The following is a 23,787-nucleotide window of genomic DNA, read 5'->3' as shown; positions in this document are numbered from 1 at the left end:
TGTCTGGGACAAGGACTCACCTAAGCTAACCGAACGGACGGACTTATTCGATTTCGATTTGCTGGCGATATTCACTGGGGGTGATGCCAACGGATTTCTTAAATACCCGGCTAAAATAATTCGGGTCTTTGTAACCCACCTCATAACAGATTTCTTTCAGGCTTAACGAGCGCTCGGCGATCAGCCGCTTCGCCTCCTCAATCCGCAGTCGGGTGAGATAATCGCTAAAATTCTCTCCGGTCTGCAGCTTAAACAATTTGCTGAAGTAGTAAGGACTGAGATTCACGTATTCCGCCGTCTGCTCCATCGAGATCTCTTCTTTGAACCGCTGGTTGACGAATAGGATCGCCCGCTGAAGCACATGTGAACGGCTGCGTTCCTTCCGTTCCCGCAGGCCGTCGATCCAGCCGCCAAGCCGGTGCAGCGCGCGCTCGCGCAGCGATGCCGTATCCTCGCAGGCGCTCAGATCCTCGATTAACTCGGGACCGTCCCCCGCCTCCACGCCGCGGCTCAAATAGAGGAGCAACCCAATTACATCCCCGCGCAGACGCGGAAAATAATCCGACCGCCCCCCTTTCAGGCGTTCGAACAGCAGGTCAAAGCGCTCGGCTGCTTCGGGTTTGTCCTGCCGCAGCAGTGCATCCAGCAGCTTCTTCTCCTCATCCAGCGGAATCGCGGGGCCGCCCGAGCTTTCGGCGATATCGTCATAATGTCGGACGCAGACGATGTCCTGCTCCTCCGCACAGACGCGAACCGCTTCGCGGTACGAGCGGCTTAGCCCGTCCCAGCCCTCGCGGACCCCGCCGATCCCGACGGACAACGGCAGCCCAAACCGCTCCTCCACCTGGCTGCGCAGCCGCTCGCCCCATTCCAACGCCATCACCCGCTGCTCATACCCCGGCCGTCCCGGCGGCAACGGGATAAACAAAGCGATCTGATGGCCCACCACCGGGCTGACAATGCAGGACAAGCCCGGCTTCGCCCATTGCTTGACCGCATCGTAAATCTCCTTCTTGACCACCTGGAAGCTGGCCCATTCCTTGGGGGTGTGCTTCACAAATGACAATACCATCGCGTAGCCTTTCCTCCACTTGAGGTTCAGCATTCGGGCCAGTTGGTCGGCCTCGACCTCCTGCGCATACTCCAGCATTAACATCAGCGACAGTTCGTTCTCCGCCAGCGGCAGCAGGTGGGAGAGCTTCTCCTGCAGGGAGAGCTGCTCGTCGCGGGCCCGCTTCGCCTCTTCGGTCTCAGTGATTAGATGCTTCAGTACGTATACGATCTCTTCCCGCCGAGCCGGCTTCAGCAAATATTCCCGTACGCCTAGCGCCAGCCCCTCCTTCGCATAGGCAAAATAATCATGGGCCGTGATAATAACCACCCGTGCCCCCGGCTGACGGGCCATAATCTCCCGCACCGCTTCTAAGCCCTGTATCCCCGGCATTTTGATATCCATAAAAATAAAATCCGGCCTTTCCTCCTCCGCCAGCTGGATCGCCCGCCTCCCATTCTCCGCATGAACAAAACGGAACGTATCCGGCATCGCGTGGCTGATCATCATTTCCAGACCTTCCCGTTCCAATGCTTCATCGTCCGCAATCAGCAATGTGTACAATTCGGATTCCCCCTTCCCTGTCCTATGAAATCCCTACGCGAAGAGGCAGCGTAAACCGGACGGCGGTTCCAGCCCCTTCCTCGCTGTCGATCTCGATTTGTTCCTCTCCGTCAAAAAATAAATGCAGCCGCTTGAACACATTATGCGTACCCAAGCCGGTCGAATGCCTTTTACCCCCCATCTGCGGAGCGTCGCCGCGTACCGATTGCAGCAGCCGATCCACCGTCTCTCGGCTCATGCCAACCCCGTTATCGCGGATTTCAATCTCGACCCGATCCCCCTCGCCAAGGCGAATCGCCAGCTCCAGCACAGCCCCTTCCTCCATCTGTTCAATGCCGTGTACAAAAGCGTTCTCCAGAATCGGCTGCAAGGTTAAGCAAGGGACTCTCCCGTCCAGTGCGCGTTCGTCGATGTTCATCCTGAAGGCAATCCGATCGCGGAACCGCGCCTTCTGGATGTTCATGTATTCCGTAACATGGGCCACCTCCTCGCGCAGCGGGACCGCCTGGTCAAGCTTCTGTAAGTTGTAGCGCAGCAGACGAGACACGGAAACAGCCAGGTCGCTTGTCTTGGCTGCCCCTTCGAGATAGGCCAGCTTGGAGATGGAGTTTAAAGTATTAAATAAAAAATGCGGATTGATCTGGCTTTGCAGCGTCTTGAGCTCCAGCTCCTTCACCAGCCGGTCCTTCTCCAAGTTGTTGATATTCTCCGCCATCAGCTGCTGGATGTTGTCAATCATTCCATTAAACGCCCGGCACAAAATACTAATCTCATCGTTGCTGTCGCTCTCCGGCGCTTTCGTGTCCATCCGCCCTTTGGAGATCTGCTTGGCAGTCGCGACCAGCCGGCGGATCGGATTGGTAATGCTGCGCGACAACCAAATCGCCAGCAGAATGCTGAAGGCCGCTGCCGTCACCACCAGCAGAATGCCCAGCTTGTTCAGATTTCCGGTCGCATCCATCATCTCTTCGTAAATCGGCTTATATTGCTCCAGCTCCAAGTCGACCAGCTCCTGAGCCTCCTCGCGGATAAAGCGCTGCGTCTGCTCGGCTTCGATATAAGCCCCGGCCATCGTATCGGAATCCTCGTAACTGATCCGCTCGATCATCGCCTCGGCCTGCTCCAGGAACGTGTCGATCAGGTTGCGGTAATTGGCGAGGGCCAGGTCGCTTCCGCCAATCGTTTGGAGGCCGTCGAGATCCGATCTCAAGGACTTGACTGCGTTTAAATGCTTAACAACCTCGGGCAAGCTTTCCATGTCCACTTGCATGATGAAACGGTTCATCGACCGCATGTTCTCTCCCACCTCGTAGGAGATCTCTTTGTACAGCAAGATGCGCTTCATCATCAAGTGGTAGCTCTCCTGAACACTCTTTCCGCTTTGGAACAGGAAAAACGATACCGAACTCATCACCAGCACGAACAGCGGGATGAACAGAAACAACTTGCGGCGGATGCTCATAAACTCTCGCCCTCCTCCACATTGTGCGCATTCAGCACCTTCACTTCCGTGAAGTAATCCTTCTTCAGCGGTTGTCCCCCAAAGTGCTCATAAAGGAGCCGAACGGCCGTTTCCCCCATCAAAAAAGGCTGCTGCGCAACCGTCGCTTCGATCTCCCCCTTGCGAATCGCCTCCAGCGTTTCCTTCTGATTGTCGAAGCCGATAATCGTCAGGTCGTCGCGGTTTTTGGCCGCCTGCAGCATGCCAAGCGCATCGGTTGCACTGGTGCCAACCATAATGGTGATCTCCGGATGGTTCCGGAGCATGTTGGCCGCCTGCTGAATCGCCTCCATGTGGGAGATGTTCGAGCTGCGAACGTCCACGATCTCCAGCCCCTCGTGTTCGGCGACGATTTTCTTCAGCCCGTCCAGCCGCTGCAGCTGGTTGGCGGCCTGATCGCTGCCGATGATCACGCCGATCTTGCCTATCCCGCCAGTCGTCTCCACGACAAGGCGACCCAGGCGCTCGCCCGCGGCTAAATTGTCAGTGCCGACATAAGTCAGCCGCTGGCTGTTTGGCGCATCGGTGTCGATGGTCACGACGGGGATGCCGCGGCGTACCGCCTTATCGATGACCGGCGTAAACCGCTCTTCATTGAGCCCCTGCACGATAATCGCGTCGACGCGGGCGGCGATCGCTTTTTCCAGCAGGTTCAGTTGCTCTTCCATGTTGTTGCGCACTGGTCCCGTGAACTCGATGTCGATTCCATACTTCTCCGCCGCCTCCGCTGCACCTTTCTCCACCATTTCCCAATAGGGATGGTAGCGCTCTTGCTCGATCAGCACGATATGATAGCGTGGCTCTCCGCTCGCGGGCTGCCCTTGCAGCTCCTTGACAATGCTGCCGATTTTCCCCGAGTACCTGGCAAAGCCGATAAACAAATAGACCAATACAACGATGCAGATCATGATGCCCGCCAGCCATTTCTTGTCCTTCATCATCCTGTTCACCTCTTCGATTATCCTATCTCAAGGGTGTAAACGGTTGCAATGAGGATTTTAGGCAGGGTTTTTATACATAGGTTTCTACTCCTAGCTTTGTATCAGGTTGAGCAAGCCACAAGTTACCGCTTCTTTAAATTAACAATACTAGAATTGATTTTTAGTAAACCGCAAACAAATGCCAAATACCTATATTTTCAGTAATTCAGGCTATTGTAATGTCGTGGTAAAGTACAACAAATTTTAATTGAAGGCAATGAAAAAGAGGGTATCTGCTCATAGATGAACAAACACCCTCCAAACAAAAGCACTGGAATAGCCGATCCTTGTGTTGTTGTTTACACTAAATTATTTATCAATAGAATTAGCAAAAATATATTTATTAATTCAGACCAACAATTTCAATAGGAATACCGAATTCTTCAGGAGTTAAATTATTTAATAATGTAAAATTTATTCTGTTTTCCCCTAGATATTGAGTTCCAGACAAAATGCCTGATGCCCTATTCAACCCTTGATATGCTATTCTATAATATACAAGAGATCCACTATCGCCATAAGTACCTTCAGCGGCGAAAGAACCTAAACGTGAAATGTGAACACTGGTCCCGTCATTATCTTCAACAAAACCATATGCGTATAAACTTCTAACCGGACCACAAGTTATTCCAGTAGTTATACCGGATTTGCAAACAACTTGACCCTCAACCAACCAAGGATCTTCCATTTGAATAGCACCTGCTTCATCATAAATGGCACCATTAACATCATTTCTAGTTAATGGTCCTACAAAAAGAGCGTCTGTATGTTCTCCAAACTTTTTGTATCTAACAGTACCAAGAAATTGTCCCCCCTGATAAACTGGCTGTCCAATGACTCCACAATGCCCTGCTGACGAAATGTAATATTTACCGGATTGAGTTTTATAGGATGCTGCTGAAGTGCAATTACCTTTAGGAAATTCTAATGTAAGTCCAGCAAATACTGGTCTAAAGTAGTCAGAACGTGATAAGGCTGTCATCATTCTGGGGTCATCTACAGCTTTAACAACAAGCAAGTCACTATCAATAGCACTATTTATTTTTTCAAGCAACATATTAGTCGAATTTGAACTCAATTTAACATATAAAATCACCTTATTTTCCTGGATTGATATTTCGGATGAAGTATCAATCCAATTACCATCTATAACAATTTTACTTATAATTTCTTGTGCCTTTATCAGTTCTGCTAAGGAATACTTAACATTATAAAGATCCAATCGATCTTTATGAGGAAAATCAGCTAAAAGATCCTTACTTTTAACTGTATTTATACCATCATCAACTAGTGCAATGCGAAGCACACCGTTACCCTTTTTGTGATCAAAATAAATTCCACCGAAGGTGTCCTTATTGATTGTTTCAAGTTTTTCTATATATGGCTTGATAGCTTGAATTACCGTAGATCGATAATTTAATTCATCGATTTCCTCAGTTGTTAGATACACACCGTAAAGTTCTTTGCTCTCGGGATCAAGTTGCTTATTTGTCAATGAATGTTGTGGACTAAATCCAACTTTTTCTCTAAAAGAATTACTTTTATTCAGCATTTCAATAGTAATACTTTCTTCACTAGTATTTTCCTGTGCTAACGAACTTGGAAGGTTAATCATTGATGTCATTAGAAAAAGTAAGGCACATAAAACTGACAGTAATGATTTAAGTTTCATACGAATCACCTCTTCCGAATATTGTTAATAACTGGGGTTTATTCCCTAATTTATTTCATAGCATAATTTGGAATAAAAAACAATATAAAGTATAATGAACTGTGTCCACCAAAAAAACAAGGAGATGAAGACAAAAGATGAAATGCAAAAAAATATTAATTATGCTGATGGCTTTCTTTCTCTTTTCTACAACAGCGTATGCAATTTCAGAAAAGAACTTTTCGGTTTTTATTAATGATGTAAAGAAGGAATTGCCTCTGGAACAATTAATGATTGTTAAAGACAGAGTATTCGTCCCTTTAAGATTTATATCCGAGAGTATGGGAGTAGTGGTGGGATATGATAGTAATCAAAAAAATGTTTTTATCGTAAGTAATAAAATTGATCGAGCTCATTCAAAATTACATTCAAAAGCAAACAACACTGATTTTGAGCTTAAGTTATTATCAAATAAAGAAAAATATAAATATGGTGAACCTATCATGATATGGTCAACTTTAACATCCGTAGCTGATCAACGGATAAGCATTCAACATGGCACTCCTCTCATTACCTACTATTTGGAAGATTCAGACGGTTTTAAGTTTTCTGAGATGCAAGCTTCTATTGCAACGAACAGTGATTTTGAACCAGGCGATGAAGAAATACGAATCATTCCTCATCATTTATTTTTAGAATACCACCTACAAAAAAACAAGGTTACAGAAGTCGAGAAGTACCTAGAAAAATATTTAAGCAATACAGCTTATCCTGCAGCTTTGCCAAAAGGGAAATACACAATTAGTGCCTCAGTAGAATACTCAAAGGCACAGGAATCCGCTCAATTATATACAGAGTTAGAAATTATTATCGATTAACTTAGAAGCCCTCCTTCACGTAATAAGCCCAAACTGGTTTGCCTGTTTGGGCTTGGTTTCAACTTAATTCAATAACAACCAAATGGGACTTCGGACATCAATATTTTACTTCACGTCATCATAGTTTGCCTCGGTCTCTTCGTCCGCCGCGTACCGCAATCCGAACTGGCGTCTGGCTTCCTCCATCAGCTCGGCGACAGCCAGCGAACGGGCATGCGTATTGATCTGGCTCTCCCGCTTGCCGCTGAGAATCAGCTCAATGAACTCCAGCGCCTCGTAGTACATCGACTCCTGCGGCTGGAAGCAGGTCAGCTCCTCGGTTGTGCCGTCACGGTACAGGATTTTGACCTCATACGGCTGGTTGATTCGATCGATCACGATCGTTCCGTATTCCCCCTGGATTTCCGTTGGCAAATAGGAGTCGGTAATTTTGGAATACATAATCACGCCGTCCATCTCCGGATAACGCACAACGAGACTGCCTTCCCCGTCTACGCCTGAAGACAGCATGATCGCCGAAGCCTGCACGGATTCCGGTTTCCCGAACAACGTCACCATCGGATAGATACAATAAATGCCGAGGTCCATCAAAGCCCCGCTGGAAAACGCAGGATTAAAGGCATTCAACACCTTGCCCTGCTTAAAGGCGTCATACCGCGAAGAATACTGGCAGTAGCTTGAAAAATAACGCCGCACCTGGCCGATTTTGTACAAATTATCCTGAACGGCCCGGAAGTTCGGCATAAGCGTCGATTTCAGCGCCTCCATTAACAGCACGTCATTGCGGCGAGCCGCTTCGATCATCCGGCGAACCTCTGCCGCATTGGACGCCATCGGCTTCTCGCATAACACATGCTTGCCGTGGTCCATCATCAAGATGGCCTGCTCCGCATGAAATGAATTCGGGCTGGCGATGTAAACGGCATCGACGTCAGAGCTGGCCGCTAAGGCTTTCAAATCCGTATATACCTGCGGATCGCCAAACTTGGCAGCAAACTCTCTGCCCTTCTCCTCGGTCCGGGAGTAAACCGCCGTTAAGGCAAATTGCTCCGTTTCCAGTGCTGCCTGAATAAAACGTTCCGTAATCCAGTTCGTTCCAATCGTGGCGAAACGTATCACATTGATTTCCTCCCTTTGTTCATGGTTGCTTCACTCGTATTCTCTCATTCCCTGTCAACCTTGTCCACTTTCGCATGCATTCACATATCCTGTCAATACAAACTGCTTACTTGCGCATGGCAAGAAAACTCATCTACAATAGATATAACGAAATGAACAAGGTTTCGGGGTTTAAGAGGGGTGATATTGTGATTAACGACAGCAAGTTTTTTTCCAAAAATGAAATCAAGTATATGGTCAGTGGAGACTCCATTTCCAAAGGCGTCATCTATGATGAACAACGTCATAAGTACGTCGTCTTGGAGAACAATTATGTTTCACTGCTGCAGCAGAAGCTGAAGGGTGCGGTTCATAATACCGCGCGGTTTGGTAACACGTTAATGAAGGGGCTCACGAACCTCAAGAGGGACGTGGAGAAAGATAAACCCCACATCGTCTTAATCGAGTATGGAGGCAATGACTGTGATTTCAACTGGAACGAAATTGCTGAGCATCCCGATGCAGAACACCACCCGAAAACCGACTTTTCTTTATTTGAAAAAATGCTGACCGAAGCGATCCAATTCGTTAAGAGTCAGAACATTGTCCCGGTCCTGATGAGCTTGCCGCCGCTCAACGCCGACAATTACTTCAAATGGGTCAGCCGCAACGACCCGGAAGCGGAGAAGAATATCCTGAAATGGCTGGGGAGCGTCACAAAGATTTATTGGTGGCAGGAACGGTACAATTCAACGATTCTGAAAGTATCGGAAATGACCAAGACCAAAATGATCGACGTGCGCGGCGCATTTCTGGAGCACCCCGATTACACGAAGTTCCTCTGCACGGACGGCATCCATCCGAACGAAGACGGTCACCGGATCATCTGCGAGAAGGTGCTGGAGTTCGTCCGCAATAACTACCGGTTCTTGCTGCGGGAAGGAAGCGGCGGATTGGCGCTGGAATAGAGAACTGTCATAGAACGAGAGACCTGAGGATGTCAGGTCTCTTTTTTGCGGGCTTGTAAATCGCGCCATACCTTCTTGTTGCTGTATTCCTTGCTGGTGCTGATGTCCGGGCCAAACCAGGCCGGCGGCTCAAAGGACCGCGCCTCTTCCTCCGAGCTAAACTCCACTTCGAGCACGATAAAATCGATCTGGTCGTAAACGTCGATCTCTACTGTACGCTTGTCCCATTCGGCAGTCACCCGTCGTTTGGTCAAAGGGATCGCCTGATGAATCGCGATAATCTGCTCATACAGCCCCTCCGAAATGGACACCTCCACTTCTTCGCGGGACAGGCCAAACCCTCTTTTGAAGGTATGCGTATATTGAATCTCTCCGGTACGCAAGTCCTCAATTCTGCGAACCCGCAGCTCCTGATCCTCATGCAGGGCTAGATACGTCTGGTCGATCGCATGTTCCGACCGAACCACCAGCGCTCCCTCTCGAATCAGTTGCTCCGGATACGCCGGTAACAGAAACTTGCGTTCAATTTCCAGCGACAACGGAAAAAACCTCCTCATGTTCTTTTCAGTAAAAATTCAGTATCCGTTCATCGTGAATTCAGCGGTCTTTCATGCTGGATTCAGTCCCCCCAGATACACTGGACATATCCATTATACGAATACATACCTAGGGGGACAATCACGTGAAACTCATCCAAGACATGAAGATTGCGCTAAAAATCCGCTTGTTGGCGTATTGCCTGTTTGCGTTTCTCCTTATCATCGGTGTCGTGGGTCTTCGGGAAATTTCCAACGTTAACGACAAGCTGGAGGAACTGAATAACGAACGGCTCGTGCCGATCGTGAAGCTGGAGGAGCTGAAATCGAGCATGATTGCGGCGAGCACCTCGGCCAACAGCTACATGAACGCCTCCGATGACGAAGAACGCTTCGCTGAAGGAGGAAATCACCGCAACCTTAACGAAGATCGAGGCAAGCTTGTCCGAATATAACGATGAAACTGACCAAGCGACTGTAAGCAATGTATTGACTACATACGCAGCATATACTGAGGCGTTGGACAACTTCCTGACGACGTACCAGAACGGCATGACCGGTCCAGGAGGCCCAGGGGCGAACGCGCCTGCAACGGAGGAGGCCGCTGAAGCGGGTGCTGAAGCAGGGGATGCAACAGGGGTTGCGGCGGGGGCAGACCCAGCCGCCGAACCGGCAGGGGAACCCGGCGGACCTCCAGCAGAAATGACCGCCTTGGATACGGCGAAAGCCGAATTGATCGACGCGATGGACGGCTGGATCAATGAACATATCAATGAAGCGCGGCAAACCTATGAAGACAGCAAAGCGGTCTACCGTTCCACCTGGATCACCATGTTGATCCTGCTGGCCATTTCCGCCGCCGTCACTGTCGTTCTGGCATTGTTTATTATTCGCGCCGTCGTCCATCCGATTGAAAAAGTAACCGCCAAGCTGAAGGAGATTGCCGACAGCAACGGCGATTTAACCGGGCGAATCGGTTATCGCAGCAAGGATGAGCTCGGCGTGCTCAGCCAAAGCTTTGACGCCTTTATGGCCAAGCTGCAAACGATCATCGGGGAAATCATCGCCTCCAGCGGCACGATGTATTCCGCCAGTCAGTTGCTGAGCCGGGCAACGGGAGAAACCACCGCTTCACTGGAAAACATCTCCGCCACGGTACAGCAGATCGCTTCCGGCACCTCGGAGAATGCCGCTGTCGCGGAGGAAACGTCCGCCAGCTTAACCGATATGGCCCGGTTCTCCGAATCCACGGCCATCGCCAGCAAACATACAGCGGAGAAGAGTAAAATCGTCGGCGAAGCCGCAGCCAACGGGGCGATGAAAATTACAGAGATCGAAGAGGCCATTACCGATATCGAGTCGTCAACCCGCCTCGTTACGTCAACGATCCGCCAGCTTAACGATTCATCCGAGCGCATCGCCAACATGACCGAGCTGATCGCCGGCATCTCTGCCCAAACCAATCTGCTGGCGCTGAATGCCGCGATTGAAGCGGCCCGCGCCGGGGAAGCCGGCAGAGGATTTTCCGTCGTGGCCGATGAAATTCGCAAGCTGGCCGATGAGAGTCGGATCGCCGCTCAAGAGATCGCCGATGTGGTTGCCGACAACCAGTTGAAGTCGGCGGAAGCCGTAGCCTCGGCCAATGAAGCGGCCGGCAAGGTGCAAGAAGGCGTGGAAAAAGCGGCGGAGGCAAAGCGCAGTATCGATCATATTCTGGGCAGCGTGCAAGAAATCATCGGCCAGATCGCCCGCATCGATGAGGATAACGATCGGCAGGCGCAGAGCACCCGGGAGATGGAGAAAGCGATCAGCAGCATCGCGATCGCGACCGAAGAGATCGCCGGAGGCACGGAGCAGATTAGTAGCAGCATCCAGCAGCAGCTCGCCACGATGAACGAAATCGACGGCACCGCCGACCAGCTGGCCGCGATGGCGAAGAAGCTGCAGGACATGACCTCCGGCTTCACGGTGTAAGGATGTTCAGGCACCATGCTCGAGCACAACAAAGAAAGCCGTCCCGGGAGTTCAAGCTCCCTGGGACGGCTTCTTTAGGTCATATCGGAAATCTATTCGAAATTTCATATATAAAATGGTGCCAACGAAGAAAAAAAGGGAATCTATTCGGTTTTTCATATAGATTTAGGCTGTTTCTCTCGGAAATGAGCAAATGTATATGAAATTTCATATAGATTCCCTTAAATCCGCCCAAATCGTTAAATTGTATTCGATTTTTCATATACATTAGGCGCGAGAGGGGAGTGGGAAGGCTCAACAGCGGAACAAGTTGCTGGACATGACCTCCGGCTTCACCGTGCAAGTCTATGGCGCCCGGTAACCGATCTCCCCGTTGACGATGGTCATCCGCACCTGGACTTGGAGAAGCTGCTCGGGGTCGCCTTCGATCTCCCGGTCGATGACCGTAAAATCCCCGGCTTTCCCCACGGCAATCTCCCCGCGCTCCTCCGCTTCCCCGGCGGCCTGTGCACTGCCGCGGGTAAAGAGCGCCAAGGCCTCCGCCGTCGTCAGCTTCTCCTCGGGCAGATAGCCCTCGTGCGTCTCCTCCGGCGCCCGCCGGGTCACCGCCGCATGTAGCCCCAGGAACGGGCTGAGCGGCTCAATCGGCGCGTCGCTGCCGCCGGCGCAGGCGATTCCGGCCGCCAGCAGCTTCTTCCAGGCGTACAGGTACTCCGTACGCCCTTCCCCCACCCGCTCCAGCACCCAGGGGAAGTCGCTGGCCACGAACCGCGGCTGGATATCCGCCGCGAGCGGCAGCGCGGCCATGCGCTGGACGAGCCCGGCGTCCAGCACCTGCGCATGGATCAGCCGGTCCGGGAGCCGGCTGCCGGAGATCAGCGGCTGCGCCTCCATCGCGCGCAACGTGAGATCGGCGCCGCCGTCGCCGATCGCGTGCACGGCGATCGGGAAGCCCTGCCGCCGCGCCTCGCGCACGATCTCGGCGAGCCGCTCCTCCGGATGGATCGCCATGCCCCGGGTGTGCGGCGCATCGCTGTACGGCTGCTTTAGCAGCGCGGTGCGGCCGCCGATCGCTCCGTCGGCGAACAGCTTCACCGCACCGATGCGCAGCCAGTCATCGCCGTCGCCGGCCCGCACCCCAAGCTCTTCCGCCTCCTCCAGGAACGGATAGTACAGCAGCTGGTGGGTGCGGAAGGCGATCCCTTCCTCGCGCAGCTCGCGGCATATTCGCCGCATCGTCTCGATGCTGCCTAGAAACCGCAGGTCCTCGGTATGGGCAGCTGTGAGCCCAAGGCGCAGCGCGTCGAGCCAGGCGCGGCGGATGGCGTCCTTCTTCGCGGCGTAGTCCGGTTCGGGCTGCGCCCGGGTGAACGGCACCGACGCCTCCTCATACACCCAGCCGTTTAAGCGGCCGTCCTCGTCTCTGCCGTAAGCGCCAGCTTCCGAATCCGGCGTATCCGCCGTAATCCCCGCGCGGCGAAACGCCTCGGAGTTGGCCAGATACGCATGGAAGCAGGTGCGCGTCAGGAAGATCGGATGGCGGTCGCTGGCCGCATCCAGCTCCTCCAGCGTTGGCGCAGCGGCAGGCACGAACCGATTCTCGTCCCAATTCAAGCCGAGAATCCACTCGCCGGGCGGCGTCACGGCAGCGCGCTCCCGCACGAGGCGCAGCATCTCCTCCTTCGAAGTGACGCCGCTGAAATCAAGCATGGCGAGCTTCATGCCGTGCATGGACAGGTGCATATGCGAGTCGGTTAAGCCGGGGAGCACCACGGCCCCTTCCCAGTCGACGGTACGCACCGCCCGGCCCGCCAGCTGCAGCTTGAGCTCTGCCGTCCTCCCGATGGCGCGAATGCGCCCATTCTCCACGTATATCGCATCCGCTTCTTTCTCGGAGAGTCCGCTCTGCTCCAACGTTTGGATTCTCCCGTTGATAAATAACGTGCCTGTCACGAACACCGCTCCTTTCTGCCTATCCGTCGGCCTGTGTGCCTGCTTTTTTTCACGGCAGACTTACATTACATCCCAAGCATAAACTGAACGATCTTATCGTGCATTCCCGGCAGCCCTTCATGACCGAAATCCGGGTAGATTTCCAGCTTCTTCGGCGAAGTAATCGCGTTGTATGCGGCAAATTGCGTGGACGGCGGGCAAATCTCGTCCATCAATCCAACGCCCATCAGCACTTCGGCTTGAATGCGGCTGGCCAGATGGTGCACGTCAATGTAGCCTAGCTTGGCAAACAGCTCCTCCTCCCGCTCATGCTGCGGATCGAAGCGGCGGAAATACAAACGCAGCTCCTCGTATGCGTTTTTGGCCAAATCCATCTCCCATACCCGGCGGTAATCGGAGAGGAACGGATAAACTGGAGCAGCCCGGCGAACCCGCGGCTCCAGCGCTGCGCAAGCTAACGTGATCCCGCCGCCTTGCGACCAACCGGTAACGCCAACGCGATTCTCGTCGATCTCCGGCATATCCATCGCGATCCCCGTCAATTGCACGGCATCCAGGAAAATATGGCGGAACAACATATTTTGCGGATCCCCGTCTACCCCGCGGATGATGTGGCCTTGCAGCGTATTGCCGATCGTTCCGCCGACATCCTCCGATTTGCCGCCTTGGCCGCGGCAGTCCATCGCAAAGACATGGAAGCCCAGCGAGGCGTACCCCAGCTTCTCGGTCCAGTCCCCGGCATTCCCGGAATAACCGTGGAACAGGATCACGGCCGGCGCCGGGCCATCCGATTTAGCCGGACGCACGTATTGCGCATGGATGCGGGCTCCCTTTACCCCGGTAAAATAAAGATGATAACATTCCACACCCGGCAGCTGATATTCGGCCTTTTCCAATCGCACCTGCGGATCAACCGCGCGCATTTCCCGCAGCGCGACCTCCCAATAAGCGTCGAAATCCGGCAGCTTCGGGTTCATTCCTTTGTACTTGCGTAACTCGTCCAAAGGCTTGTCGATAACCGGCATTGACCTCTTCCTCTCTCCACAATAGGGTCTAATTTTACCGTCCGGCTGAACTGTAGCAGTTGCCGGGCCATCGCTCACAGTATAGCTTGACAACGCTTTCTATACAAGAGGAAGGAGAAGTATGACCAGTTTGCGTGCCCATGGTACACTATTTTTATAGATGAAGATAAAAAAAACGAACGGATAGGAGCCATACAGATGAACAACAACTACAAAATCGTCTTCTTTGATCTCGACGGCACGCTGCTGAACGAGGACAAGCAAGTCCCTCAGGATACAATCCAGGCCATCGCTGAACTAAAAGCAAACGGTATCGAGCCGGTCATTGCGACCGGGCGGGCGCCGTATTTTTTTGAACCGATCGCCAAGCTGCTGGACATCGAATCCTTCGTCAGTCTGAACGGCGCTTACGTCGTCTACCGGGGCGAGCCGCTGCTCCAGCGGCCCCTGCCCGCGCAAAGTCTCCGGAAGCTCGTCGAGCTGGCCGGACGTCATCAGCATCCGCTGGTGTTTCAGGGGCATGAACGCTACTGCGCCAATACCGAGGCTCACCCCTTTGTCGTGGAATCCATTAATTCCCTGAAGGTCGAGCATCCGGGATTCGATCCGGAATTTTGGAGCAAATCCCCGGTGTATCAAGCCTTTCTGCATTGTGAGGAGCAGGACGAAGCGCTGTACGATGGGCAATTCGAGGACTTGCGTCTGATCCGTTGGCACCCGAAAGCGATGGATGTGACGCTCCGCGGCGGCTCCAAGGCGATAGGCATCGCAGCCATGCTGGAGCGTCTCGGCATCCCCCTGTCCGCTGCTGTAGCCTTCGGGGACGGTTTGAATGATAAGGAAATGCTGCAGGAAGTAGGGTTGGGGATCGCCATGGGCAATTCCTATCCGGAGCTGCTGCCTTATGCCGATTATGTCACAGCTGCCGTGGATGAGGGCGGTATCCGTCAGGGGCTGCGTTATGCGGGACTGATTAACTGAGACTTTTCGCAAAAAATGGGAGATTCTTTGAAACATCTGCAGCCCTTCCTGCGTCAAAGGGTTAAACCAAACTGAATCCGGAAGGAGGGAAATGATACCCAAAGCCTCGCCGGACGCTGCGCAAGAGCAGAGCAGCCGACGGATCGGATGCGTTTAACTCACTACTGTTTCCAGGAGGGATTTTGCGAATGAAACCGAAAAGAACTTTCTCTTTCTCTAAACTTTCAAAGCTGACGCTGCTAATGGTCATCGCGTTCACGATGATGTTTGGCGGTACGGCCTCAGCTTTCAGCGACATTAAAGGCGACAAGGAGCAGAAGGCGATCGAACGCCTGGAGAAGCTGGGGATCATTAAAGGCGGCCTTCACGGTCGTTACTACCCGGCCCAGAAGCTGACGGGTGCTGCAGCCGTCTCTCTGATCGTGAAAACGCTGGACCTGAACTTCGATACGGTCCGGTTCATCCAATTGCCAAAAGCCAGCAACTATTACACCAAGGTGAAAGATAACGCTTGGTATTCCGAAGCCTTCGTGATCGCGAACTACTACGGGCTGGACATTCCGAAGGACATCAACCCGGCCGCCAAAGTGACGAAGGAGCAATTCAGCCACTGGCTGTTCAAAGCGCTGAGCACGAAGGGCGAATACGCGTTTACGATGCAATATTTGTCCATCAATGATGAGAAGCAAATCAACAAAGACTATATGAACAGCATTCAAGCGCTTCTGAAAGCCAAAATCGTCACCCTGGATAAGAAGGGCAACTTCGGACCGAAGCAACCGATCTCCCGCAGTGAAGCCGCAGGCATGCTTGATCGGACGCTGCAATTTATCAAAGACAATGAGCCGATTGTGAACCCGATTCCCGGCCTGTACGATTTTGGAGTGAGCACAGACAAAATCACCAGTGACGTGACGAAAGTGAAGATCACGGCGATGGCGCCGCATCCGGGCTACGGCCTGGAAGTGTCGAATATCTCCTTTAAAGACGGCAAGGCGATCATCGACTATCGCGTCGTAGAGCCTCAGCCAGGACAATTTTATCCTCAGGTCATTTCCGAGGTGAAGGCCGTCACGTACATTCCGGCCGGATACCAGCCGGTGCTGGGCGCCCAATCGAAATAACCCGCATGATATGAAAAAAAGAAAGGACCGCATGGGTCCGGCAGCAGCCGGACGATCGCGGTCCTTTCTTTGTTATGTGGAGTTTATGCTCGAGGCTCCGGGTTTCCAAACGTCCGAATCCACCGATAGCGATTCACCTTCACGATCGCCACCAAGCATTTCAGAATCTGATCGGATTTAAGACAGATAAACGTCAGCAGCGGCGATAACCCCAACACCGCAGCGCATAGAAAGGCGGAAGGCAACACGATCAGCCACATGAAGATAAAATCGTTGTACAACACAAATTTCGTATCTCCCCCGCTGCGCACAATTCCCGTCAGCGCCGGCATTTGGTAAGCCGTGCCTACCGCCGTAATGGAGAGCACCGTCATAAACTGCAGGGCCAGATCCTTCGATGCCGGGGATATGGCATAAAATCCCAGTACCATGTCTTTGATCAAGAAGAGCACCGCCCCCGTCCCCAAACCGATGATCACATAAAGCACCTGCAGCGTTTGGGCGTATGGCTTGATTTTCTCCGGATGTCCGGCGCCAATCGTCTTCCCGATGATGACGGCCGTTGCACTGGCCGAAGCGTACGTGACGACCGACACGATTTGGAAGACCGTCGTGGCGATGCTGTTCGCGGCGATCGCTGCTTCCCCCATATGCCCCAAGATCCCGGACTGTACCGCCATGGCCAGCCCCCAGAGGGCATTAGACATCAGGATTGGGGAGCCCACGCTAAGGTATTGCTTGAACGTGCCCCGGTCAAATTGGAAGAAGTCCCGCAGCGCGAACCGGATTTTGCGATCCACCCGTTTGAGATATCCCACCACGATGGCCAACTCGATGATCCGGGCCGTTAACGTCGCTGCGGCCGAGCCGCGCACGCCCCAAGCCGGAAAGCCAAAATGCCCGTAAATCAGCAAATAGTTCAGGCAGACGTTGATCAGTAATGTCGATACGGAGAGGATAAATCCAACTCTGACCGTTTCCACGCTGCGCAGGGAAGCGAGCAGCAGATTGGTTGCCGCAAAAAAGAGATAGGAGAAGCCGATAATCCGTAAATATTTGGCCCCTTCAGCGATGACGCTGTCCTCGTTGGTGAATAAAGACAGGCATCCGTGCGGGAACAAGAACACCGCCAGCCACAGCAGCAACGCTAGTAGCAGCGCCAGGCGCATCCCGATGCTGGCCACCCGCTTGATGGTCCCCATGTCCCGCGCGCCCCATGCCCGTGACGACAGGATGACGACGCCCTCCCCTACGCCCAGCACGAGCATTTGCAGCAGGAACTGGATCTGGTTGGCCAGAGCTACTCCGGATAAGGCCGATTCGCTGTAACCGCCAAGCATGATATTGTCCGATAAGTTGACGCCAAAGGAAATGATGTTTTGCAAAGCAATTACCAGAGTCAGTCTGAAGAAGCTGCGATAAAATGCCTTATCCTGCACCAGAAATTTCATGTTTGCGTACCAGCTTTCATGTATGCTTACTAGCCTTCACGTTTGCTTACCAGCCCAACGATTTGAAGCGGATATCCCGTTCCCATAGCTCTTGCAGTTTTCGCAGTGATTCCTCCGGCAGAGGCGCGCTGCTTGCAGCTACATTTTCACGAAGCTGAGCGCTGTTTCGGACGCCGGGAATCACCGTTGTCACCTCAGGATACGCCAAAATAAAACGAAGTGCCGCCATCGTCATCGTCGTGTGCTCATCTTCCAGGAAGCGAATTTGCTCCACCAGCTTCGCACGGGTCTGAATCACTTCCGGAGACCAGCGGCTGCGCACGCCGGAGAACGAGCTGTTCTCGTCATATTTGCCCGACAACCAGCCGGAATCCAGCGGCACCTTAATAATGAGCGCAACATCTTTCTCCTGTGCGGCCTGGAACGCTTGTGCTGTTTCCTGATAAAAGATGTTGAACATCACTTCCATAACCCCAAGCTGAGAATGCTCCAGCGCCTCCAACATCTCACGGCTGGAATCGACGGACACGCCATATGCCAGAATTTTGCCTTCCGCCTTCAGATCCTCCAGCACTTGATAATGACCGTATTTACCATCCAGAACATCAAACGGCGGATTATGGATCAATACCGAGTCCAAATAATCGGTTTGCAGCCGCATCAGGCTGCGTTCCACCGAATTGCGGATCTGAGATGCGGAATAATCGGTCCCTTCCGGGGAATGACCGAACTTCGTATTGATGACCGCTTTGTCCCGTTTTCGTTCCAACGCTTTGCCGAGTAAGACCTCGCTTTTGCCTTGCCCGTAATTGGGAGCGGTATCAAAAAAGTTCACCCCAAGATCCAGCGCCTCGTGCACGAGCCGAATGGCCTCATCATCCTCCATCCCCGCCCAATCCTGCTTGTTGCCAAGCTGCCAAGCACCAAAGCCGATTTCCGACACCTGCTTGCCGGTCGTTCCGTACCTTCTGTACTTCATCCTCTCACGCTCCTGCGATGTTTGGATTTTAAATAAAGGAACTCATGCCCCAATTCTAGACCGGATCATGTAAGCCGCGCAAGGAGAAATCCGCTCCCCCCCTTTCCTACTTGAAACCTGTCCGCATACAACGTTAAGATATATGACATAAAAGAGGTTTTTCACGGGAAATACCGCAAAAACCTCTTTACGAAAACCGGAAGCTTGGATTATGATGCCATAAGCATGATACCTAATCTTACATATTTAAGATTTGAGGATATACGCGCGGGACTCGGACTCCGAGCTGACAAACGACCTCATAGTTGATCGTTCCGATCCAATCGGCGACCTCGTCAATCGATATCGCCGCCGTATCGCTCGTTCCGCCAAAGAGGATCACTTCCTCTCCCGCTTGGACGCCCTCTACCTCGGTGACATCCAACATCGTCTGGTCCATGCACACTCGGCCGATGATTGGCGCCCGCTGTCCGCGAACCAGCGCAAACCCTCGGTTCGAAAGCGTCCGCGACAGCCCGTCGGCGTATCCGATGGGAACCGTGGCGATCAGCCGCTCCTCGGCTGCCCGGTACGTCCGGCCGTAGCCGACGGTTTGGCCCGGCTTGATCCGCCGCAGCGAAGCGATTTTCGTCTTGAGCTGCATCGCCTGCTGCAAAGGATATTCCGGCAGCCGCAGCTGCGGCGAAGGATATAGCCCGTAGAGTGCGATCCCGATGCGAACGAGATCCAGATGCATTTGCGGGAACCGCATCGCGGCAGCACTGTTGCAGCAGTGCTTGATCGGTACGTGCAATCCGTGAGCCTCCAGGGCATCGAGACAAGCTTGGAACCGGGCGAATTGCTCCCACGTATACGTCGGGTCGGGTCCGTCCGCATCCGCGAAATGGGTAAACACGCCTTCCAGGATGACGAAGGGCGCAGCCGCTGCCGCAAGTTCAGCGAGCTCAATCACCGCCCGGGTGCTGGATAAGCCGATCCGGGACATCCCGGTATCCACCTTCAAGTGGATGCGTGCTGCACACCCTTGCTTTTTGGCGCAAGCGATCGTCTCCTGCAGGACTTCCTGGGTATCCACCGTCAAGGTGATGCCCTGCCGAACCGCCGCTTCGACGCCAAACGGTGGCGTGTAGCCGAGCACTAGAATAGGTTGTGATATACCGGCCGCTCGCAGCTGCAGCGCCTCATCAACGAGGGCAACGCCGAGACAATCGGCGCCGGCATGGATGGCGGCTTGCGCCGCTTGCACCGCTCCGTGTCCGTAGCCGTTCGCTTTGACTACGGCCATCAGCCGGCAGCCCTCGGCGATTTGCTTGCGGAAGAGCCTCGTATTGTGGGCGATGGCGTCCAGCGACACCTCCGCCCAAGTTTCCCGATAGCCGGTAGGGGTGGAGACCCTCGATTGCATCGTTGTCATCGTGGAATACCTCTTTCCTAATCAATAATCAGCATGAAGCATCTTGAAATTAAGTATAATTGAGCCGCTCCTGCCGGGGTTTGTCTTCCTACCCCAAAAAAACGGCATGATCCTAGTGCGGCTTCACAAACCATACCGCATCGGAGGTGACGCTCGCCTATGAGCCAAGATCAAGACGATATTTTCGAGCCATACTCCGACAATCTGGAATTGCTCGCGGAGAAGATCAGCGACGTGCTGGGCCGTCCGGTCACGATCGAAGACGCCAACCATCGGCTGGTTGCCTACAGCTCGCACGAGCCGGAGACCGACGCGGCGCGGCTGGCCACCATCGTCGGGCGCCGGGTGCCCGATCAGATCATTGGCAGTCTCTGGCGGGACGGCGTTATGCCTCGCCTATTGGAGAGCGAAGCGCCGATTCGCGTCGCTCCGATTCAAGAGGTGGGGCTTAGCGGCCGCGTTGCAACGGCGATCCGTTTGGGCTCCCGGGTTGTCGGCTTTATTTGGGTGCTGGAGGCGGAGAGGCCTTTTTCAGAACGGGAAATGGCGTTATTCGCCAAGGCGGCCCAAGCCGCCCGCACCAAAATGGCTAGGTGGCAGCTGCAGCGCCATAAGGAGGAAGAGGCGCATCGCGATTTTTTCTGGCAGCTGCTGACCGGGCATCTGTCCAACGAAACCCTAATCCGGGATAAGGCTCAGCGGATCGGGATCGCACTCCCTCCGCAATTCCATGTGGTCGTCCTGCAGTTTGCCGCCGAAGTGAAGGAATCGTGGCAGCGGCAGGCGCTGGAGAAATGCGCTCCCCTCTCCGCTTATAGCCGGATCGTGCTGCACGCCATCAATAAAAATCAGCTGATTTTGTTATTTGCGCCGATAACGGCGGATACTAAGGATGGAGTCGCCAGCCAGCTGGGGCTGCTTCAGCAGAATTTGCGCACCTATTTTTCGCCGCATTTCCTAGGATTGGCCAGCGGATGTCTCTACAGCGAATACGGACGGCTGGAAGACAGCTACCGCGAAGCGCTGCTCCTGCTTGAGGTGAAGCAGCGGTTTCCCAAGGAGACCGGAGATCTCGTGATATATAGCGATCTCGGGTATTACCGGTATCTTCCCCGAATCTGGGAGGAGCTTCAGCGGCATGGCCGCGCGGGCAGCCAACTGGCCCGGCTGCGGGCCTACGATCAGGAGCATCACAGCGAGCTGGTGCACACGCTGGAGGTGTTTTTGGCGCATGACAGCAATGCGAAGACAGCCGCCGAAGCCCTGCATGTTCATGCGAATACCCTGAATTACCGGCTGAAGCGAATCGCTGAAATCGGCCGGATCGACTTAACCAGCATGGAGCAGAAAGTAACCTTATATTTGGAACTCAAAGCCGAACGTTTCGGCGGCAGCAACGCATTGTGAAATTTCACAATGCGGGCTGTCTTTTTTCTCATATCGCCACAAACAAAAATCACAGCTCCTGTCCTATACTGATGTCAGATCGTTTGACAGAGGAGGTTACAGCATGATCATTGGAGTCCCCAAAGAAATCAAAAATAATGAGAATCGAGTTGCCCTGACCCCATCGGGCGCCTATTCGCTGGTGAAAGCAGGTCACTCGGTATGGATCGAGACCCAGGCGGGTGCCGGCAGCGGCTTTGAGGATACGGAATATGCGGCCGCCGGGGCCAAGGTGGTCGGCAGCGCCGCCGAAGCCTGGTCGGCCGATCTGGTGATGAAGGTGAAGGAGCCGCAGCCGTCGGAGTATGGCTTTTTCCGTCCAGGTCTGATCCTGTTCACGTATTTGCATCTGGCGCCGGAACCGGAACTGACGCAAGCGTTAAAAGATCAAGGTGTGACCGCCATCGCGTATGAAACGGTTGAAGTGAACAAAACGCTGCCGCTGTTGACGCCAATGAGCGAGGTTGCCGGTCGGATGTCCGTGCAAATCGGGGCGCAGTTCCTGGAGAAGCCGCACGGCGGCAAAGGCATCCTGCTCGGCGGTGTGCCTGGCGTGAAGCGCGGCAAAGTGACGATCATCGGCGGAGGCGTCGTTGGCACGAACGCAGCCCGAGTGGCGATCGGCCTGGGCGCCGACGTGACGATCATCGATCTGAATCCGGATCGCCTGCGGCAGCTGGAGGACATCTTTGGCGCCAGCGTGCAGACGCTGATGTCGAATCCGCAGCACATCGCCGAGTCGGTTGCTGAATCCGACCTGGTGATCGGCGCGGTGCTGATCCCCGGTGCCAAGGCGCCAAAGCTGGTCACCGAAAGCATGGTGAAGGCGATGCGCCCCGGCTCGGTCATCGTGGACGTGGCCATCGACCAGGGCGGCATCTTCGAAACGGTCGACCGGATCACGACCCATTCCGATCCGACCTATGTGAAGCATGGCGTCGTGCATTACGCCGTGGCGAACATGCCGGGCGCCGTACCGCGCACCTCTACGCTGGCGCTGGCCAACGCTACGCTGCCTTATGCGCTGGAGATCGCCTCGAAGGGCCTTTACACGGCGCTCAGTGAACGGGCAGCTCTGCGCAAAGGCGTTAACGTCGCCGCTGGTGCGATTACGTACGCCTCTGTTGCCCGGGACCTTCACTACGAGTATGTGCCTGTTGAGCAAGCGCTGGAGCTGCCCAGTTCCCCAGTTAACTAGGCGATTTCGCCGCATTCAACAAGAGCAAGAGATCCGCAACCAGCGGGTCTCTTATTTTATGTGGCAGCAACGCCGCTCCCTCGCTCGGCCAGCGACAGCTCGATGATCCGATCGAGCAGTTCGCTGTAACTGATGCCAGCGGCAGCGGCGCTGCGCGGCAGCAGGCTGTTCGCCGTCATCCCCGGCAGCGTATTTACCTCCAGCACGTAAGGGACACCGTCCTTGAGAATCATATCGACCCGGGCATAAACGCGGCATTGCAACAGCCGATAACACGCCAGTGCTGCCGCCCGTACCCGCGTCTCTTCGTCGGGAGGCAGCGTGATCGGCTTCTCCTCCGCCCCGCCGTCGCTGTATTTGGCTTCGTAGTCAAACCACTCCGCTCCATTGGCCGCCCGGATGCCCAGCACCGGAAGCAGCTCCCCGTCCAGGATCGGGCAGGTGATTTCCTGGCCGGACACCATGGACTCGACGAGCACAGACTCGCCCCAGCGGAACGCCTCCTCCAGCGCACCGCGCAACAACTCCGGCCGGTCGACGCGCTGGACGCCGATGCTGGAGCCTCCTGCATTCGGCTTGACGAACAGCGGATACGCGAGCCCCGCCATCTTGGGTTCCCACGTTCCGTCCGCGAACATGGCCCGCTCCAGATAGGCCCCGTCCGGCGTCGCAATCCCTTCAGTCTGCAGCAGCCTCTTCGTCAGATTCTTATCCATGCATAAGCTGCTGGACAACACGCCGCTGCCCGAGTACGGGATGCCCATCGTCTCCAGAACACCCTGCACTGTACCGTCCTCGCCAAACGCGCCATGCAGCGCCAGCAAAGCGAAGTCGATGCCCCGCACCCGGTCGATCAACTCCTCCCGCTTCGTCAGCTCAATCGGCACCACTTCATATTTATTGGGGTCCAGCTTCCCCACGATTTCCTTCCCCGTCATCAGCGAGACCTCGCGCTCCGAGGAGACGCCGCCCATAATTACGCCTACCTTCATCCTGTTTCTCTCCTTCACCCGTT

The 23,787-nt window shown here is 54.0% G+C and carries 20 protein-coding genes; 8 read left to right on the top strand and 12 right to left on the bottom strand.

Going from position 1 to position 23,787, the window contains the following annotated elements:
- Positions 1-43: 43 nt before the first annotated feature.
- The 4 genes from NSQ80_RS04650 to NSQ80_RS04635 all read right to left on the bottom strand — a co-directional run bounded on the left by NSQ80_RS04650 (position 44) and on the right by NSQ80_RS04635 (position 5,768).
- Positions 44-1,615, bottom strand: coding sequence for a helix-turn-helix domain-containing protein (locus NSQ80_RS04650; RefSeq protein ID WP_339301573.1), 1,572 nt, complete (start codon positions 1,613-1,615; stop codon positions 44-46).
- Positions 1,616-1,637: 22 nt separating this feature from the next.
- Positions 1,638-3,077 carry a sensor histidine kinase gene (locus NSQ80_RS04645; RefSeq protein ID WP_339301571.1) on the bottom strand — a complete coding sequence of 480 codons (1,440 nt, stop codon included), beginning with the start codon at positions 3,075-3,077 and terminating at the stop codon, positions 1,638-1,640.
- Positions 3,074-4,057, bottom strand: a complete 984-nt coding sequence (locus NSQ80_RS04640; RefSeq protein ID WP_339301570.1) for a sugar-binding protein — start codon at positions 4,055-4,057, stop codon at positions 3,074-3,076. Before NSQ80_RS04640 ends, NSQ80_RS04645 begins: the two co-directional genes overlap by 4 nt.
- 382 nt (positions 4,058-4,439) lie before the next feature.
- Positions 4,440-5,768: a S1 family peptidase gene (locus NSQ80_RS04635; RefSeq protein WP_339301568.1), complete on the bottom strand. Its 1,329-nt coding sequence runs from the start codon at positions 5,766-5,768 to the stop codon at positions 4,440-4,442.
- A 137-nt stretch (positions 5,769-5,905) separates the two neighbouring features.
- On the opposite strand from NSQ80_RS04635, the gene NSQ80_RS04630 reads away from it, so the two are divergent.
- Positions 5,906-6,625 carry a stalk domain-containing protein gene (locus NSQ80_RS04630; protein ID WP_339301566.1) on the top strand — a complete coding sequence of 240 codons (720 nt, stop codon included), beginning with the start codon at positions 5,906-5,908 and terminating at the stop codon, positions 6,623-6,625.
- A gap of 105 nt (positions 6,626-6,730) precedes the next feature.
- On the opposite strand, the gene NSQ80_RS04625 is transcribed toward NSQ80_RS04630, so the two are convergent.
- Positions 6,731-7,741 carry a Gfo/Idh/MocA family oxidoreductase gene (locus NSQ80_RS04625; protein WP_339302160.1) on the bottom strand — a complete coding sequence of 337 codons (1,011 nt, stop codon included), beginning with the start codon at positions 7,739-7,741 and terminating at the stop codon, positions 6,731-6,733.
- 191 nt (positions 7,742-7,932) lie between these two features.
- Between NSQ80_RS04625 and NSQ80_RS04620 the strand changes: the two genes are divergently transcribed.
- Entirely contained in the window at positions 7,933-8,691 is a 759-nt protein-coding gene (locus NSQ80_RS04620) for an SGNH/GDSL hydrolase family protein (RefSeq protein ID WP_339301564.1), read from the top strand.
- A 32-nt stretch (positions 8,692-8,723) separates the two neighbouring features.
- Here the strand turns inward: NSQ80_RS04620 and NSQ80_RS04615 are convergent, their stop codons facing one another.
- Positions 8,724-9,230 (bottom strand): CYTH domain-containing protein, encoded by a 507-nt coding sequence (locus NSQ80_RS04615; RefSeq protein WP_009224632.1) that lies wholly within the window; start codon positions 9,228-9,230, stop codon positions 8,724-8,726.
- A 143-nt stretch (positions 9,231-9,373) separates the two neighbouring features.
- Here NSQ80_RS04615 and NSQ80_RS04610 point away from each other — a divergent pair, with 143 nt between their 5' ends.
- Together NSQ80_RS04610 and NSQ80_RS04605 are read left to right on the top strand one after the other, a co-directional pair.
- Entirely contained in the window at positions 9,374-9,682 is a 309-nt protein-coding gene (locus tag NSQ80_RS04610; RefSeq protein WP_339301562.1) for an MCP four helix bundle domain-containing protein, read from the top strand.
- On the top strand, positions 9,606-11,201 hold the full coding sequence (locus NSQ80_RS04605) for a methyl-accepting chemotaxis protein (protein WP_339301560.1): 1,596 nt from the start codon (positions 9,606-9,608) through the stop codon (positions 11,199-11,201). Before NSQ80_RS04610 ends, NSQ80_RS04605 begins: the two co-directional genes overlap by 77 nt.
- A 345-nt stretch (positions 11,202-11,546) precedes the next feature.
- On the opposite strand, the gene NSQ80_RS04600 is transcribed toward NSQ80_RS04605, so the two are convergent.
- Both NSQ80_RS04600 and NSQ80_RS04595 read right to left on the bottom strand, forming a co-directional pair.
- Positions 11,547-13,115, bottom strand: a complete 1,569-nt coding sequence (locus NSQ80_RS04600) for an amidohydrolase (protein ID WP_339301558.1) — start codon at positions 13,113-13,115, stop codon at positions 11,547-11,549.
- Positions 13,116-13,219: 104 nt separating this feature from the next.
- Positions 13,220-14,179, bottom strand: a complete 960-nt coding sequence (locus tag NSQ80_RS04595) for an alpha/beta fold hydrolase (protein ID WP_009224628.1) — start codon at positions 14,177-14,179, stop codon at positions 13,220-13,222.
- A gap of 198 nt (positions 14,180-14,377) precedes the next feature.
- On the opposite strand from NSQ80_RS04595, the gene NSQ80_RS04590 reads away from it, so the two are divergent.
- Complete coding sequence (locus tag NSQ80_RS04590) at positions 14,378-15,160, top strand: Cof-type HAD-IIB family hydrolase (RefSeq protein WP_323075834.1); 783 nt, start codon at positions 14,378-14,380, stop codon at positions 15,158-15,160.
- Positions 15,161-15,348: 188 nt separating this feature from the next.
- Positions 15,349-16,284: an S-layer homology domain-containing protein gene (locus NSQ80_RS04585; RefSeq protein WP_260069757.1), complete on the top strand. Its 936-nt coding sequence runs from the start codon at positions 15,349-15,351 to the stop codon at positions 16,282-16,284.
- 83 nt (positions 16,285-16,367) lie between these two features.
- Here the strand turns inward: NSQ80_RS04585 and NSQ80_RS04580 are convergent, their stop codons facing one another.
- The 3 genes from NSQ80_RS04580 to alr all read right to left on the bottom strand — a co-directional run bounded on the left by NSQ80_RS04580 (position 16,368) and on the right by alr (position 20,128).
- Positions 16,368-17,735, bottom strand: a complete 1,368-nt coding sequence (locus NSQ80_RS04580; RefSeq protein ID WP_323075832.1) for an MATE family efflux transporter — start codon at positions 17,733-17,735, stop codon at positions 16,368-16,370.
- 46 nt (positions 17,736-17,781) lie between these two features.
- Positions 17,782-18,714 carry an aldo/keto reductase gene (locus tag NSQ80_RS04575; protein ID WP_316011272.1) on the bottom strand — a complete coding sequence of 311 codons (933 nt, stop codon included), beginning with the start codon at positions 18,712-18,714 and terminating at the stop codon, positions 17,782-17,784.
- A 238-nt stretch (positions 18,715-18,952) separates the two neighbouring features.
- Positions 18,953-20,128 carry an alanine racemase gene (gene alr / locus NSQ80_RS04570; RefSeq protein ID WP_323075830.1) on the bottom strand — a complete coding sequence of 392 codons (1,176 nt, stop codon included), beginning with the start codon at positions 20,126-20,128 and terminating at the stop codon, positions 18,953-18,955.
- A 159-nt stretch (positions 20,129-20,287) separates the two neighbouring features.
- On the opposite strand from alr, the gene NSQ80_RS04565 reads away from it, so the two are divergent.
- Together NSQ80_RS04565 and ald are read left to right on the top strand one after the other, a co-directional pair.
- Positions 20,288-21,535, top strand: a complete 1,248-nt coding sequence (locus NSQ80_RS04565; RefSeq protein ID WP_323075828.1) for a helix-turn-helix domain-containing protein — start codon at positions 20,288-20,290, stop codon at positions 21,533-21,535.
- A 103-nt stretch (positions 21,536-21,638) separates the two neighbouring features.
- Positions 21,639-22,772 carry an alanine dehydrogenase gene (ald, locus tag NSQ80_RS04560; RefSeq protein WP_323075827.1) on the top strand — a complete coding sequence of 378 codons (1,134 nt, stop codon included), beginning with the start codon at positions 21,639-21,641 and terminating at the stop codon, positions 22,770-22,772.
- 56 nt (positions 22,773-22,828) lie between these two features.
- Here ald and NSQ80_RS04555 read toward each other — a convergent pair whose 3' ends face one another.
- On the bottom strand, positions 22,829-23,764 hold the full coding sequence (locus NSQ80_RS04555) for a D-alanine--D-alanine ligase (protein ID WP_009224620.1): 936 nt from the start codon (positions 23,762-23,764) through the stop codon (positions 22,829-22,831).
- Positions 23,765-23,787 lie beyond the last annotated feature (23 nt).

It is taken from the genome of Paenibacillus sp. FSL K6-2441 (genome assembly GCF_037964765.1).
GTDB classification, from domain to species: domain Bacteria; phylum Bacillota; class Bacilli; order Paenibacillales; family Paenibacillaceae; genus Fontibacillus; species Fontibacillus phoenicis.
This window is presented reverse-complemented; position numbering and strand designations above follow the sequence as displayed.